We start from the raw sequence: 15,461 nt of genomic DNA on the forward strand, positions 1-15,461 counted from the left end.
GAGGCGGCGTGCGCTAACGTTGGGCCCTGTCACGATGCCGGGGGGCGTTCGAGGGGGAAGATTGCATGGCGGACATGCTGCCGCAGGCGTATTGGGCCAGTTATGCGTTGGGGCTTGGGCACCGCGTGCGCGTCATGCGCGTGATGCGGGGCCTGACCCAAGCGCGGCTTGCGGAACTGGCGGGGGTGAGCCGCACGTTAATTTCCAACATGGAACGCAATGAATATAACGGCCTGAAATGTGCTGACCCGACACTCTCAACTGTGTACCGGCTCGCCGCCGCGCTCTACGTTCCTCCCGCGGTGCTTTTGCCCGGCGCGGGGGATTTGGTGGAACGGCCATTTGCCGGACCGGAACTGGGCAGTGGTCCCGCCAGCGTGGCCATAGCCTTGCGGTGGCCGAACGTGCCGTTGGACACTGCGCGTTTCGACGATGAATATCTCGCGCGTGGAGCTCCGGAGGAAGTGCCCAGGTTTCAGCGCTCCCTGTTTGAGCTGGGGTAGCCCCACCGGCGTACACTGCTGGCCAGCAGGCGGGCCGGGGTGGCTTGCGCTGGAGACGACAGTGGGAGGACAAGGGGCGTGGCAAGCGCGATCTCGGCACATGTGGATGCGTGGTTGCGGGACAACCGGGAGACGGTAGTTGCGTGGCGCCGTCACCTCCACGCCCATCCGGAGCTGTCTAACGAGGAGATCGAGACCACCAACCTTGTGGTGCGCGTGCTTGCGGAACACGGCTTGGAAGCGGTGCGCTTCCCGGGGACCGGGTGCTACGTGGACCTTGGCCCCGAGGACGGCCAGCGGATGGCGTTTCGCGCCGACCTGGATGCGCTGCGGGTGCCGGAGCAGACCGGGCTTGAGTTCGCCTCCGTCGTCCCCGGTGTCTCCCACGCGTGCGGGCACGATGTGCACACGACGGTGGTACTCGCGCTGGCCTGTGCGCTGTCCACCCTGCCGGAAGGCGCTCTGCCGATCGGCGTGCGCTGCATCTTCCAACCCGCCGAAGAAGTGATGGGCGGCGGCGCGCTGGATGTTATCGAGTGGGGTGGCCTGAACGGTGTGGCTACCATCTTCGCCCTGCATGTGGAGCCGAAGCTGCGCGTGGGACAGGTTGGCGTGCGCGCAGGTGCCATCACCTCTGCCGCGGACGTGATCAAGTTGCAGATAGAGGGCCCGGGCGGGCACACCGCGCGGCCGCACTTGACTGCGGACGTGGTGTACGCGCTGGGGGCGGTGGCCACGCAGCTGCCGGCGCTGCTGTCGCGCCGCGTGGACCCGCGCACCGGCACCGTGCTCGTGTTCGGCCGGATCGAAGCCGGCGACGCGGCCAACGCCATCCCGAAACGGGGCCTGCTCGACGGCACTGTGCGCACTGCGGACATCAGCACGTGGCGCGCGCTCGAAGAGATGCTCACGGACTTCATCGACCTCATCGTCGCGCCCACCGGCTGCACCTACCAGCTCAACTACATCCGCGGAGTGCCGCCCGTGCTTAACGACGATGCAGCTACCGCCCTCGCAGTCGAAGCCGGCCGCTCGATTGACCCGCACGCCATCGTCACCGCCCCGCAGTCCTCCGGCGGCGAGGATTTCTCCTGGTATCTCGAGCACATCCCCGGCACCATGGTGCGGCTCGGCGCCTGGAGCGGAGTGGGGGAGAAGCCCGACCTCCACCAGGGCAACTTGGTTATCGACGAACGCTCGCTCGACGTGGGTATCCGTCTCTTCGGCGCGATCGCCGAACGCTACATCGCCGCGGTTGCGGGGGATGTGGCCCCCGAGCTGCGGTAGCGCGGAAGCCTGTACACTGGCCGGCGTATTTGCAGGTGCGCACCCGCGCCGGGATCGACCGAGGAAAGGCAGCGTTACGTGTCCAAGAAGATCGTCATCATGGGTGGTGGCCCCGGCGGCTATGAGGCAGCGTTGGTCGCCTCCAAGTACGGGGCGGATATCACGCTGATTGAGGATAACGGTGCGGGTGGCTCGGCTATTCGCAAGGACGTTGTGCCGTCCAAGAGCTTCATCGCGGGTGCGAACATCAAGACCGACTTGCGCCGCGCTGATGCGATGGGCCTCAACCACAACTTGGGCAACGCTCACCTTGCGCTGAGTGCTCTGAACAACCGTGTGGTTGCCCTCGCCTCCGAGCAGTCCCGCGACATTCACGCGCAGTTGGAGCGCGCCGGCGTGCGCATTCTCAACGGCCGCGCGCGGTTCTCCGGCGAGCAGACGGGCCACACCACCCACCGTGTTGTAGCGGAGTTGGCGGGCGGTGAAGAGGAGCGCATTGACTGCGACATGGTGCTGGTCTGCACCGGCGCGAGCCCGCGCGTGCTCAAGGGCGCGGAACCGGATGGCCAGCGCATTTTGAACTGGCGCCAGATGTATGACCTGATCGAGCTGCCGACCCACCTCATCGTGGTCGGCTCTGGTGTGACTGGTGCAGAGTTCGTCTCCGCGTTTGCGGAGCTCGGCGTGGAGGTAACCATGGTCGCTTCCCGCGACCGCATCCTCCCGCACGACGACGCGGATGCGGCGGATGTGCTGGAGACCGTGCTGGAGGGCCTTGGCGTGCACCTGGAAAAGGACGCGCGCGTGGATTCGGTGGAGAACACCGGCGACGGTGTGGTGGTGCGCACCACCGACGGGCGCGAGATCCGCGGCTCCCACGTCATGATGTCCATCGGTTCCGTCCCCAACACCGCGGACCTGAACCTCGAGGCCGCCGGGGTGGAAACCACGCCGTCCGGCCACATCCACGTGGACCGCGTGTCCCGCACCAACGTCGCCGGCATCTACGCCGCGGGCGACTGCACGGATCTCATGCCACTGGCATCGGTGGCCGCGCAGCAGGGCCGCATTGCGGTGGACCACGCGCTGGGTGAAGGCGTGGCCCCGATCCGGTTGAAGACGGTGGGCAACGCGGTGTTCACCCGCCCGGAGATCGCCGCTGTTGGTGTGACCGAGCAGCAGATCAAGGACGGCGAGATCGAGGCAGACGTGTACAAGCTGCCGTTGGCAACCAACGCGCGCGCAAAGATGCGCTCCCTGCAGCACGGTTTTGTGAAGATCTTCGCCCGCAAGGGGTCCGGCCAGGTAATCGGCGGTGTGATCGTCGCCCCGACCGCGTCTGAGCTGATCCACTCCATCACCATCGCGGTGACCAATAATCTGACCGTGCGCCAGTTGGCGGACTCGATGGCGGTCTACCCGTCTCTGTCCGGCTCCATCACCGAGGCTGCCCGCCGCCTGATCGCGCACTCCGACCTGGACTAGGGCTGGACTAAGTCTTAGCCCGCTCTAGGTGAGGCGCGCGGCTGGTGCCAGCGCCGGAAACGCGCGCTGTCGGCACTCCACGCGCGGGCAGGTTTCGCACCCCGGCCCGATCGGGGTGGCGGATTCCGGCGCGAGATCGAGCCCGTCCGCATAGACCAGCCGCTCTGCGTAGGCAGCGTCGCAGCCCAGCGCCACTGCGTTTTCCTGGCGCGGCGTGCCAAACCCCACCGCCGATCCCTGCACCATCCGCGCGACCCACAGGTACGTGCGCCCGTCCGGCATGATCGACAACTGCCGTGTCACACGGTTCGGGGTTTCAAACGCGCGGTGCACCACCCACAGCGGGCACGTCCCGCCGCGCTGGGCGAAGTGGAACGCGGTGGTGGACTGCCGCTTCGAGATGTTGCCTGCACGGTCCGTCCGCACAAACGCGAAAGGCACCGCCCGCTCGCCTGGGCGTTGCAGGGTACCCAAGCGCTGGCACGTGGACTCGAACCCGGTGCCGAACTGCGCGGCAATCATGTCGATGTCGTACCGCGTCGCCTCCGCAGCGGCGAGAATTTCGCCGTAGGGCATGGTCACCGCCGCCGCGAAATACTGGCCAAGCCCGTGCCGCGCCACTGCCCGCGCCTGCTCATCCGAAATAGGCCGCAGGTGCGTGTCCACCGCGTCGCTGTGCGCAATCAACCCGTAGTGGTAGGAGAGCTCGAAGCACTGCTGGGCCTCGGTGAGCCCGGTACGCAGGCGGATTTCCCGGGTTTGCGTATCGACGACCGATCGGGCACCCGCCGGCAACTGGTTGAACCGCACTGTATAACCATGCTCCCGATCGAACGCGGCCGCTAAGCGGGTCAGCCGCAGCTGCCGCGACGGCGCCTTCAGGGCAAACCGCTCCGCGGCAGTGTCCAGGTCATCGAAGTAGTTCTCGTTCGCTTGGAAAAAGTCGCGGACGATGATGTGGGGGTTGGTAAAAGAAGCGTCTAAAAGCGAAGGAATGTCCCGCACCCCCTGAGCGACGGCGGGGAAGCGGAGTGCGAACTCGGCGAGCTCCCCGTCGCTGATGCCGGGGAGCAGCTCGGCGAGTTCCCGAATGGTGCGCTGCTGCGCGTCGGGGGAGAAGTAGGAAGCGTCGATGCCGAAGACGCGCGTGAGTTGGAGCAGCACCGTGACGGTCAGGGGGCGCTGATCGTTCTCCAGCTGGTTGAGGTAACTCGTGGAGATGCCGAGTTTGCGGGCCATTTCCACTTGTGTGAGCCCGCGGCCCGTGCGCAGAGTGTGAATCTGTGCCCCCGCGAAGTGTTTGGCCACCTGTGAACCTCCTGGAGAAGTTCGTCTAAGCTGCGGAATTTGCAAGTTTTGCAAAGTGTAACTGAGCGCGACACATATTTACACAGTCTGGATCATGACCTAGCACACATGAATGCCCTTAGTATGAGCTGCAACATCCGGCGGATGGGGCCGGGCGTAGACAAGCGAATACGTGAGGAGCTGATCGCTGCATGATTGAGCACGAAGTACGCACACACAAGTCCGCCGAGGACTTCCCGATCGAGGAGCACTTGGCGTACAAGATCGCCAAGGTCGCCGCGGACCCGGTCGAGGTTCCGGAAGACACCAAGGAAATGATCATCAACCGCATCATCGACAACGCGTCGGTGGCGGTCGCTTCCTACGCCCGCCGCCCGGTCACCACCGCGCGCGTGATGGCGCAGGCGCACCCGGTGGATGAGAACGGCGCACAGGTCTTCGGCATCGACGGTGCTTACTCCGCAGAGTGGGCAGCGTTTGCCAACGGCACCGCAGTGCGCGAGCTGGACTACCACGACACCTTCCTCGCAGCCGAGTACTCCCACCCGGGCGACAACATCCCGCCGATCCTGGCCGTGGCGCAGCACAAGGGCCTGGACGGCAAGGCGCTCATCCGCGGCATCGCAACCGGCTACGAGATCCAGGTGAACCTGGTCAAGGGCATCTCCCTGCACGAGTTCAAGATCGACCACGTCGCGCACCTCGGCCCGTCCGCCGCGGCCGGCATCGGCACCATGCTCGACCTGGATGTGGACACCATCTACCAGGCCGTTGGCCAGGCGCTGCACACCACCACCGCAACGCGACAGTCCCGCAAGGGCCTGATCTCCTCCTGGAAGGCATCCGCCCCGGCGTTCGCCGGCAAGATGGCCATCGAAGCAGTTGACCGCGCGATGCGCGGCGAGGGCGCACCGGCCCCGATCTGGGAGGGCGAGGACGGCGTTATCGCCTGGATGCTGCACTCCCCGGAGCGCACCTACACCGTGCCGCTGCCGGCTGAGGGCGAGGAGAAGCGCGCGATCCTGGACACCTACACCAAGGAGCACTCCGCGGAGTACCAGGCGCAGGCCCCGATCGACCTGGCCCGCCGCATCAAGGCCACCATCGAGGAGATGGGCAAGTCCACCGCGGACATCGAGTCCATCGTGCTGCACACCTCCCACCACACCCACTACGTGATCGGTACCGGCGCGAACGACCCGCAGAAGATGGACCCGAAGGCCTCCCGCGAGACCCTGGACCACTCCATCATGTACATGTTCGCCGTGGCGCTCGAGGACGGCACCTGGCACCACGTGGACTCCTACCTGCCGGAGCGCGCCGGCCGCCCTGAGACCGTGGAACTGTGGCACAAGATCTCCACCGTCGAGGATGAGGAGTGGACCCGCCGCTACCACTCCACCGACCCGAACGAGAAGGCGTTCGGCGCCAAGGCCGTCATCACCTTTAACGACGGCACCGTGATCGAGGACGAGATGGCAGTGGCGGACGCGCACCCGCTCGGCGCCCGCCCGTTCGTCCGCGAGAACTACATCCAGAAGTTCCGCACCCTGGCAGAGGGCATCGTCGACCAGGCTGAGCAGGACCGCTTCCTGGAAGCAGTGCAGAACCTGGAGAACCTCACCGACCTGACCGAGCTGAACATCGTGGTCAACGACGCTGCCCGCGAGCAGGCTCCGGAGATCCCGGGGGGCATCTTCTAATGTTCGCCCCTGAGAAGACCCCGCACGAGCGCCGCGTTGCGCTGCGCGAGTCCCTCACGTCCGAGACCATCACCAAGCTGCCGGGCGCGTTCAACCCGCTCACCGCGCGCTTGATCGAGGATATCGGCGGCTTCGAGGGCGTCTACGTCTCCGGCGCCGTGCTGGCCAACGACCTCGGCCTGCCTGACATCGGCCTGACCACGCTCACCGAGGTTGCGCACCGCGGCGGCCAGATCGCCCGCGCCACCAACCTGCCGGTGCTGATTGACGCGGACACCGGTTTCGGCGAGCCGATGTCCGCAGCCCGCACCGTCGCGGAGTTCGAAGCGGCCGGCCTGTCCGCGCTGCACCTGGAGGACCAGGTCAACCCGAAGCGCTGCGGCCACCTGGACGGCAAAGAAGTGGTGCCGCGCGACCTCATGGTCCGCCGCATTACCGCCGCCGTCCGCGAGCGCCACGACGATGCCTTTGTCATCTGCGCCCGCACCGACGCCGCCGGCATCGAGGGCATCGACGAGGCTATCGAGCGTGCGAAGGCCTACGCCGACGCGGGCGCGGACCTCATTTTCACCGAGGCCCTGTACAGCGAGGCGGACTTTGAGAAGTTCCGCGCCGCCGTGGACATCCCGCTTCTGGCCAACATGACCGAGTTCGGCAAGACCGACCTCATCCCCGCGCCGCGCCTGGAAGAGCTGGGCTACAACGCCGTGATCTGGCCGGTGACCACTTTCCGCCTGGCCATGGGCCAGACCGAGGAGATGCTGCGCGACATCGCTCAGACCGGCACCCAGGAGCCGTGGCTGGACAAGATGCAGCACCGCTCCCGCCTCTACGAGCTGGTGCGTTACGACGAATACAACCAGTTCGACCAGTCCGTGTTCACCTACTCCAAGGACACGTACCAGCAGACCTTCGTTGCCAACAGCGACGACGTTGAGTAAACCCCCACACCATTAAGACAAGGAGCACACACATCATGACTGAGCAGGACGTCCGCAAGGGCTTGAACGGTGTCGTCGCGGACTACACCGCAGTGTCCAAGGTGAACCCGGAGACCAACTCCCTGCTGTACCGCGGCTACCCGGTGCAGGAACTGGCAGAGCACTGCACCTTCGAAGAAGTTGCCTACCTGCTGTGGAACGGCGAGCTGCCAAACGAGGAGCAACTGGAGGAGTTCCGCGGCGGCTGCATGGCTAACCGCGACATCGACGAGGAGCTCATCCAGATCATCAACTTCCTGCCGAAGGATTGCCACCCGATGGACGTGCTGCGCACCGCAGTGAGCTACCTGGGCACGCACGACCCGGAGAAGTTCACCACCGATGCCGCGCACCTGCAGTCCATCGGCCGCCAGCTGCTGGCTAAGCTGCCGACCATCGTGGCCACGGACATCCGCCGCCGCCAGGGCAAGGAGTACATTGCGCCGAGCAAGGAGAAGGGTTTCTCCGAGAACTTCCTCTGGATGGTCTTCGGCGACGACGAGAAGTCCCCGGCCAACATCCCGTCCGACATCGAGGCGTTTGAGAAGACCATGATTCTCTACGCTGAGCACTCCTTCAACGCCTCCACCTTCACCGCCCGCACCATCGCGTCCACCATGTCGGACGGCTGGTCCGCCATCACCGGCGCAATCGGCGCCCTGAAGGGCCCGCTGCACGGCGGCGCGAACGAGTTCGTCATGCACCACATGGAGGAGATCGGCGACCCGGCGAAGGCTGAGGAGTGGTGCCTGAACAAGCTCAAGAACAAGGAGCTTGTGATGGGCTTCGGCCACCGCGTGTACAAGAAGGGCGACTCCCGCGTGCCGACGATGGAAGCGGCCTTCAAGAAGCTCGCCGCCGAGCACCCGGAGAAGGACTCCCAGAAGTGGGTGGAGATGTACGACATCATGGCGAAGACCATGTACGAGAACACCTCCATCAACATCCGCCCGAACCTGGACTTCCCGTCCGGCCCGGCGTACTACATCCTGGGCTTCGACATCGAGTTCTTCACTCCGCTGTTCGTCATGTCCCGCATCACCGGCTGGACCGCGCACATCATCGAGCAGTTCGAGAACAACTCCCTGATCCGCCCGCTGTCCGCCTACAACGGCCCGGACGAGCGCCACGTACCAGGCGTCGAAGCTTAAGCTTTTTGCTTATCGACGTTCGCTAGCCCGGTCTGCTCGCACACGAGCCGGCCGGGCTGCGGTGTTTCTGACCCTGATACCCCCGCCCCGGTCACCGGCTGTACCTCCTGTGGCGGGGGTAGGGGGTACCCGCCCAAACAATCAACCTTGGTGATACCAGAAATATCGCACACTGCGTGCGATAAAGTTATATCGTCCGCCAAACTGACCCAAACGTTGCCCAGGTCACATGCTGACCTGTGGGATTACGTTCCTGCGAAAGGACTAACCGTGGAAGATCGCCTTGTCGACAACCTTCCTGCTTTCAAGAAAATCTTGGTAGCTAACCGCGGCGAGATCGCCGTGCGCGCGTTCCGCGCCGCGTTTGAAACCGGTGCGAAGACTGTCGCCGTGTACCCCCGCGAGGACCGCAACTCCTTCCACCGCCCGTTCGCGGATGAGGCAGTGCAGATTGGTGTTGAGGGCCAGCCGGTCAAGGCGTACCTGGACATCGAGGAAATCATCCGCGCCGCCAAGCAGACCGGCGCGGACGCTGTCTACCCGGGCTACGGCTTCCTCTCCGAGCGTGCTCAGCTTGCTCGCCGCTGCGCGGAGGAGGGCATTAAGTTCATCGGCCCGTCCGCCGAGACCCTCGATCTCACCGGCGACAAGTCCGCGGCCGTACACGCAGCTGAGCGCGCCGGCTTGCCGACGCTGAAGGACTCCAAGCCGTCCTCCGACCCGCAGGAGCTCGCCGAGTTCGCGAAGGACTTCGAGTTCCCGGTGTTCGTCAAGGCTGTGGCCGGCGGCGGCGGCCGCGGTATGCGCTTTGTCGAGAAGATCGAGGACGTTGAGCGCCTGGCAGCCGAGGCATCCCGTGAGGCGGAGGCCGCGTTCGGCGACCCGAGCGTGTACATCGAGCGCGCCGTGATCAAGCCGCAGCACATTGAGGTGCAGATTATGGCGGACTCCCACGGCAACGTTGTCCACCTCTTCGAGCGTGACTGCTCCGTGCAGCGCCGCCACCAGAAGGTTGTGGAGATTGCTCCGGCGCAGCACATCACGGAGGAGCAGCGCCAGCGCATCTGCCAGGACGCGGTGAACTTCTGCAAGGAGATCAACTACGAGGGTGCCGGCACCGTCGAGTTCCTTGTTGACGAGAAGGGTAACCACGTCTTCATCGAGATGAACCCGCGTGTGCAGGTGGAGCACACCGTCACCGAGGAAGTCACCGGCATCGACATCGTGAAGAACCAGATGTACATCGCCGCCGGTGCGAACCTCGCTGACCTCAACCTGCAGCAGGAGCAGATCGAGGTCCACGGCGCCGCACTGCAGTGCCGTATCACCACCGAGGATCCGAAGAACGGCTTCCGCCCGGATGCCGGCACCATCACCGGCTATCGCTCCCCGGGCGGTGCCGGCGTTCGTCTGGACGGCAACGTCCACGTCGGTACCACCATCACCCCGAACTTCGACTCGCTGCTGGTCAAGATGACCTGCCGCGGCCGCAACTTCCAGGTTGCAGTGGACCGTGCTCTGCGCGCACTGAACGAGTTCGCCATCGACGGTGTCTCCACCAACATCGGCTTCCTGCGCGCCCTGCTCTCCGAGCCGGAGTTCCGCAACGACCGCATCAACACCGGCTTTATCGCTGATCACCCGCACCTGCTGGATGCGCCGGACGCGGCTGACGACGCCGGCAAGATCCTGAACTACCTGGCCGAGGTGACCGTTAACAAGCCGAACGGCCCGCGCCCGACCAACATCCAGCCGTCGAAGAAGCTGCCAAAGTTTGACTACGGCGAGACCCCGCGCGGTTCCCGCGATGAGCTGCTGGAGCTCGGCCCGAAGAAGTGGGCTGAGAAGCTGCGCAACCAGACGGCGCTCGGTGTCACCGAGACCACGTTCCGTGACGCGCACCAGTCCCTGCTGGCAACCCGCGTGCGCACCAACACCCTGGTCGCAGCGGCGAAGCACGTCGGCCACCTGACCCCGGAACTGGTCTCCGTGGAGGCCTGGGGCGGCGCAACCTTCGACGTGGGCATGCGCTTCCTGCACGAGTCCCCGTGGATGCGCCTGGATGAACTGCGTGAGGCGATGCCGAACGTGAACATCCAGATGCTGCTGCGCGGCCGCAACACCGTCGGCTACATCCCGTACCCGGAGTCGGTCACCCGCGCGTTCGTGAACGAGGCTGCGACTTCCGGCATCGACATCTTCCGCATCTTCGACGCGCTGAACGACGTCTCCCAGATGCGCCCGGCGATCGACGCGGTGCTGGAGACCAACACCACCGTTGCCGAGGTAGCCATGGCTTACTCCGGCAACCTGCTGGACCCGGCCGAGGACCTGTACACCCTGGATTACTACCTCAAGCTTGCCGAGGAGATCGTCGAGGCGGGCGCCCACGTCCTGGCCATCAAGGACATGGCTGGCCTGCTGCGCCCGATGGCGGCCTCCAAGCTGGTCACGGCCCTGCGTGAGCGCTTCGACCTGCCGGTGCACGTGCACACCCACGACACCGCCGGCGGCCAGCTGGCCACCTACTTGGCCGCTGCCCAAGCCGGCGCCGACGTTGTCGACGTCGCATCCGCGCCGCTGGCCGGCACCACCTCCCAGCCGTCCATGTCCGCGCTGGTCGCGGCATTCGCCAACACGGAGCGCGACACCGGCATCTCCCTGCAGGCTGTCTCCGACATGGAGCCGTACTGGGAGGCTGTCCGCCAGGTCTACGCCCCGTTCGAGTCCGGCATCCCGGGCCCGACCGGCCGCGTGTACAAGCACGAGATCCCGGGCGGCCAGCTGTCCAACCTGCGCACGCAGGCCAAGGCTCTTGGCCTGGCCAACCAGTTCGAGCTGGTGGAGGACTACTACGCCGGCGTGAACGAGATCCTGGGCCGCCCGACCAAGGTGACCCCATCCTCCAAGGTCGTCGGCGACCTGGCACTGCAGCTCGTGGGCCAGGGTGTCACCCCGCAGGAGTTCGCCGAGAACCCGCGCAAGTACGACATCCCGGAGTCCGTGATCGGCTTCCTGCAGGGTGAGCTGGGTACGCCTCCGGGCGGCTGGCCGCTGCTGCGCGAGAAGGCGCTGGAGAACCGCGGCGAGGTCGACCACACCGTTGAGGTGCCGGCCGAGCTCGCTCCGGATTTGGAGAGCGACGACCACGAGACCCGCCGCGTTGCCCTGGACAAGCTGCTGTTCCCGAAGCAGTACGCGGAGTTCCTGGAGCACGAGCGCATGTACGGCATCACCGACCAGCTCGGCGACAAGACGTTCTTCTACGGCCTCGAAGAGGGCGAGGAGACGATGATCTACTACGGCGAGATCGACGCGAACATCCCGCCGCTGGTAGTGCGCCTGGACGCTGTCGGCGAACCGGACGAGAAGGGCATGCGCCAGGTGATCCTCACCGTCAACGGCCAGGTCCGCCCGATACTGGTGCGCGACACCAACGCGGAATCCACCGTCGCCGAGGTTGAGAAGGCCGACGCTTCCAACCCGGGCCACGTCGCTGCACCGTTCGCCGGTGTGGTGAACGTGACCGTCAAGGTTGGCGACGAGGTGAAGGCCGGCGACCCGGTTGCCACCATCGAGGCTATGAAGATGGAGGCGAACATTTCCGCAACCAAGGACGGCAAGGTTGAGCGCGTCGCGCTTTCCCAGGCGACCAAGGTTGAGGGCGGCGACCTGGTGGTGGTCATCGCCTAAGAGCAAACCCAATGGATAACCGGACCCCGGGCAGTTGCGAGAGACTGCCCGGGGGTTCGCGATTAAAGCTCAAACACCATCACATTCGGATCGTCCTCGATGCCGACAAATCCGAACTCTTCATACCGGTGTCGGGCGCGAGCGTTGTCCGGATCAACCCACAGCGCAATCCGCGTTGCTCCCTGCTCGCGAGCAAGTTCCGCGACCTCGTCCAACAGCCGCGCCGCGAGCCGGTTCCCGGCGAAACGGTTTTCCACCGCGATCGCAATTTCCGGCACGTCCGGGCCCAAGTTCACGTGGCCGTCCTCCGGCTTCTCCCAGTACCGCAGCCACACGCCCCCGGCCGGGGTGCGCCACTCGTCGAACGCGATGACGCCACCGTCGCGGTCAGGGTCCCAGCCGTCGATATAGGGCACCACCCCTTCGCGTTCGTCGGGGCCGATCTCGGCGGTCTCGTCCCCGAACACATCGGCCAAAAAGTTGAGGCGCTGGAGGTAGGTGCGGTCGGATTCAACTGCTCGTCGTAAAGCAAAGTGCGACATGCGGCCGATAGTAACGGACGCGGTAGGGTAGCCCCCATGCGGAAGACAGCCCTGATGGTCGCGGCGGCGGTGCTCGCCAGTGCGAACGTGCCCGCGCTCGCGGCGGAGGTGCAGGTGCGCCAGGGGGACCGGGTCCGGGTGGGCGAGTACACGTACTGCACGCTCGGATTCAACGACAGGCAGGCGTCGGTGGGATACACGGCGGCGCACTGCGGTCGAGGCGGGGATCGGGTGGCGGTGCAGGTTGGCGACGAATTCGTGGAGGCCGGCACGTTCTACCCGTCGACGGCGTACGGCGAATCGGTCTCCGGCAATGACTGGGCGATGATCCAGTGGGATGCCGGCGTGCGCCTGGGGGAGAACCGCTTTACTGGCGACGATCGCCTGCCCGCCAATCAGCTGCAACCGGGCGACAGGATCTGCACGTATGGCGCCGCGACCGGCGCGCCGAGCTGCGGCACCTACGCGGGCGCGCTAGGCGGCAACGTGTACTGGGATCAATCCCCGGCAATGGTGGGCGACTCGGGCGGCGCCGTCTTCGTCGATGGGCGTCGCGGCTTTGTCGGCGTGCTGTCGGGCCACAGCGTGGTGGCTGGACGGCAAGGCGAGCACACGGTGCTGCGCGCGTCAGTACCGGAGAATCTGCCGGCGCCGACTGCGGAGGCTGAGATCACGCTCATCTCCGACTTCTACCGCGATAACCAGCCGATGGGCCTTATCGTGAGCACGCCCATGGTCAACGCGACGCAGGCCGCCGGCAACATCGCCGGCAGGGTGGAGGAGCGGTTGATGGAATCTTCCTCCGAACGCGGCACGGCGACATCCAGCGGCTGGGAAGCCGGGACGCTGTCCGTGATCGCGACGATTTTGGTCGGTGTACTGGTTGCCGCCACTCCCGCGCTGGTGGAGATCATCGATTTCTCCCGCGCGTTGCGGGCGCGGTAACGGGCGCTACTTCAGCTCAAGCAGTGCCGCGCCCTTATTCACCTGTGCGCCGGCCTCGGCGGTAAGCCCCGTCACGGTGCCTGCCTTGTGGGCCTTGACCGGGTTCTCCATCTTCATGGCCTCAAGGACCAGCAGGACATCTCCTTCTGCGACCTCGTCGCCCTCCGCGACGTTCACCTTCACCACGGTTCCCTGCATCGGTGCGGCCACAGTGTCGCCGGAAGCTGCGGCAGTGGACTGCGCTTGACGACGGCGGCGCTGGCGCGGGCGCTGCGCCCCTCCGAAGAGCAGCGCGTGGGGGAGCGCAACCTCCACGCGGCGGCCGTTGACCTCGACGGCGAAGACGCGGTTGCCGTCTTCGTCCCCGTCTGCGTCATCCGCCGCGTCTTCCTCGGCCGCCGGGAGGGTGTTCACCCACGCTTCCTCGATCCAGCGGGTGTAGACATCGAAGCCTTCGCCGTCACCCACAAAGGCCGGATCCTCCACCATCGCCTGGTGGAACGGAATCACGGTCGGGATGCCGGTGACTACGTACTCGCTGAGTGCGCGGCGCGAACGTTCGAGCGCCTCCGTCCGGTCCTCGCCGGAAACGATGAGCTTGGCCAACATGGAATCAAACTGGCCGCCGACAACGGAGCCGGCGCGCACCCCGGAATCCACGCGCACGCCGGGCCCGGCCGGTTCAGCGTAGGCGCGGATGGTGCCCGGCGCCGGCATGAACCCGGCAGCCGCATCCTCGCCGTTGATGCGGAACTCAATGGCATGGCCGCGCGGAGCCGGATCCTCGGTGAAGCGCAGCGGCTCACCGGCGGCGATACGGAACTGCTCGCGCACCAAATCCACGCCGGAGGTCACCTCGGTCACAGGGTGCTCCACCTGCAGGCGGGTATTCACCTCGAGGAAGGAGATCAGCCCGTCCGCGCCCACGAGATATTCCACGGTGCCGGCGCCGGTGTACCCAGCTTCCTTGCAAATCGCCTTTGCGCTTTCGTGGATGCGGCTCCGCTGCTCGTCGCTCAAGAACGGCGCCGGCGCTTCCTCCACTAGCTTCTGGAACCGGCGCTGCAAAGAACAATCGCGGGTGCCCACAACGACCACGTTGCCGTGGCTATCCGCCAAGACCTGCGCTTCCACGTGGCGGGCGCGGTCCAGGTAGCGCTCCACGAAGCATTCGCCGCGCCCAAAGGACGCGGTAGCTTCGCGCGTGGCGGATTCGAACAGTTCCGGTATCTCCTCGCGCGTGTAGGCAACCTTCATGCCGCGCCCGCCGCCGCCGAACGCCGCCTTGATGGCAACTGGCAGCCCGTGCTTGTCCGCAAACGCGAGGACCTCTTCCGCGCTAGCCACCGGCTCCTCGGTGCCGGGGGCCATTGGGGCGTCCACCTTGTGCGCGATCTGGCGTGCGGTGACCTTGTCGCCCAAGGCGGCGATTGCCTCGGGGGAGGGGCCGATCCAGGTCAAGCCCGCGTCAATCACCTTGCGCGCAAAGTCCGCGTTCTCCGAGAGGAAGCCGTAGCCGGGGTGGATGGCGTCCGCGCCGGCGTCAGCCGCGGCCTTGAGCACCTTGTCCATATCAAGGTAGGACTCCGCAGCCGTGGTGCCGCCAAGAGCGAAAGCCTCGTCCGCCATCGAGACGAACGGCGCATCCGCGTCCGGCTCGGCATACACCGCCACTGAGGCCAGCCCCGCGTCCTTCGCCGCACGAATGACGCGCACCGCGATCTCCCCGCGGTTTGCCACCAAAACCTTGGTCAGCTTGGCCGTCTGGGTGTGTGCTGTAGCCACGAAAACTCCCCGTCTCTCCTCACGTCGATGGTTCGCTACATAGTACAGCGGGAGGTGCGCCACCTCCGATTCCGACGGC

General features: G+C 65.9%; 11 protein-coding genes. 8 read left to right on the plus strand and 3 right to left on the minus strand.

The window, feature by feature from the left end; all coding sequences use genetic code 11:
- Nucleotides 1-65: 65 nt before the first annotated feature.
- The 3 genes from JZY91_RS01905 to JZY91_RS01915 all read left to right on the plus strand — a co-directional run bounded on the left by JZY91_RS01905 (nt 66) and on the right by JZY91_RS01915 (nt 3,275).
- Nucleotides 66-503 (plus strand): helix-turn-helix transcriptional regulator, encoded by a 438-nt coding sequence (locus tag JZY91_RS01905; protein ID WP_234948309.1) that lies wholly within the window; start codon nt 66-68, stop codon nt 501-503.
- Nucleotides 504-581: 78 nt separating this feature from the next.
- Nucleotides 582-1,790, plus strand: coding sequence for an amidohydrolase (locus JZY91_RS01910; protein WP_234948310.1), 1,209 nt, complete (start codon nt 582-584; stop codon nt 1,788-1,790).
- A gap of 78 nt (nt 1,791-1,868) precedes the next feature.
- Nucleotides 1,869-3,275 carry an NAD(P)H-quinone dehydrogenase gene (locus JZY91_RS01915; RefSeq protein WP_234948311.1) on the plus strand — a complete coding sequence of 469 codons (1,407 nt, stop codon included), beginning with the start codon at nt 1,869-1,871 and terminating at the stop codon, nt 3,273-3,275.
- A gap of 24 nt (nt 3,276-3,299) precedes the next feature.
- On the opposite strand, the gene JZY91_RS01920 is transcribed toward JZY91_RS01915, so the two are convergent.
- Nucleotides 3,300-4,583 carry a short-chain fatty acyl-CoA regulator family protein gene (locus tag JZY91_RS01920; RefSeq protein WP_370639236.1) on the minus strand — a complete coding sequence of 428 codons (1,284 nt, stop codon included), beginning with the start codon at nt 4,581-4,583 and terminating at the stop codon, nt 3,300-3,302.
- Nucleotides 4,584-4,774: 191 nt separating this feature from the next.
- Here JZY91_RS01920 and prpD point away from each other — a divergent pair, with 191 nt between their 5' ends.
- The 4 genes from prpD to JZY91_RS01940 all read left to right on the plus strand — a co-directional run bounded on the left by prpD (nt 4,775) and on the right by JZY91_RS01940 (nt 12,110).
- Nucleotides 4,775-6,286, plus strand: a complete 1,512-nt coding sequence (gene prpD, locus JZY91_RS01925; RefSeq protein WP_234948313.1) for a 2-methylcitrate dehydratase PrpD — start codon at nt 4,775-4,777, stop codon at nt 6,284-6,286.
- On the plus strand, nt 6,286-7,227 hold the full coding sequence (prpB, locus tag JZY91_RS01930) for a methylisocitrate lyase (RefSeq protein ID WP_234948314.1): 942 nt from the start codon (nt 6,286-6,288) through the stop codon (nt 7,225-7,227). Before prpD ends, prpB begins: the two co-directional genes overlap by 1 nt.
- Nucleotides 7,228-7,262: 35 nt before the next feature.
- Nucleotides 7,263-8,417, plus strand: a complete 1,155-nt coding sequence (locus JZY91_RS01935; RefSeq protein ID WP_234948315.1) for a bifunctional 2-methylcitrate synthase/citrate synthase — start codon at nt 7,263-7,265, stop codon at nt 8,415-8,417.
- Nucleotides 8,418-8,687: 270 nt separating this feature from the next.
- Nucleotides 8,688-12,110 carry a pyruvate carboxylase gene (locus tag JZY91_RS01940; protein ID WP_234948316.1) on the plus strand — a complete coding sequence of 1,141 codons (3,423 nt, stop codon included), beginning with the start codon at nt 8,688-8,690 and terminating at the stop codon, nt 12,108-12,110.
- Between the two features lie 62 nt (nt 12,111-12,172).
- Here JZY91_RS01940 and JZY91_RS01945 read toward each other — a convergent pair whose 3' ends face one another.
- Entirely contained in the window at nt 12,173-12,652 is a 480-nt protein-coding gene (locus JZY91_RS01945; RefSeq protein ID WP_234948317.1) for a GNAT family N-acetyltransferase, read from the minus strand.
- A gap of 36 nt (nt 12,653-12,688) precedes the next feature.
- Between JZY91_RS01945 and JZY91_RS01950 the strand changes: the two genes are divergently transcribed.
- Nucleotides 12,689-13,597 carry a S1 family peptidase gene (locus JZY91_RS01950; RefSeq protein ID WP_234948318.1) on the plus strand — a complete coding sequence of 303 codons (909 nt, stop codon included), beginning with the start codon at nt 12,689-12,691 and terminating at the stop codon, nt 13,595-13,597.
- Nucleotides 13,598-13,603: 6 nt separating this feature from the next.
- Here the strand turns inward: JZY91_RS01950 and JZY91_RS01955 are convergent, their stop codons facing one another.
- Nucleotides 13,604-15,382, minus strand: coding sequence for a biotin carboxylase N-terminal domain-containing protein (locus JZY91_RS01955; RefSeq protein ID WP_234948319.1), 1,779 nt, complete (start codon nt 15,380-15,382; stop codon nt 13,604-13,606).
- Between the last annotated feature and the right edge of the window lie 79 nt (nt 15,383-15,461).

The sequence above is a fragment of the Corynebacterium sp. CNCTC7651 genome, from assembly GCF_021496665.1.
Lineage (GTDB): Bacteria > Actinomycetota > Actinomycetes > Mycobacteriales > Mycobacteriaceae > Corynebacterium.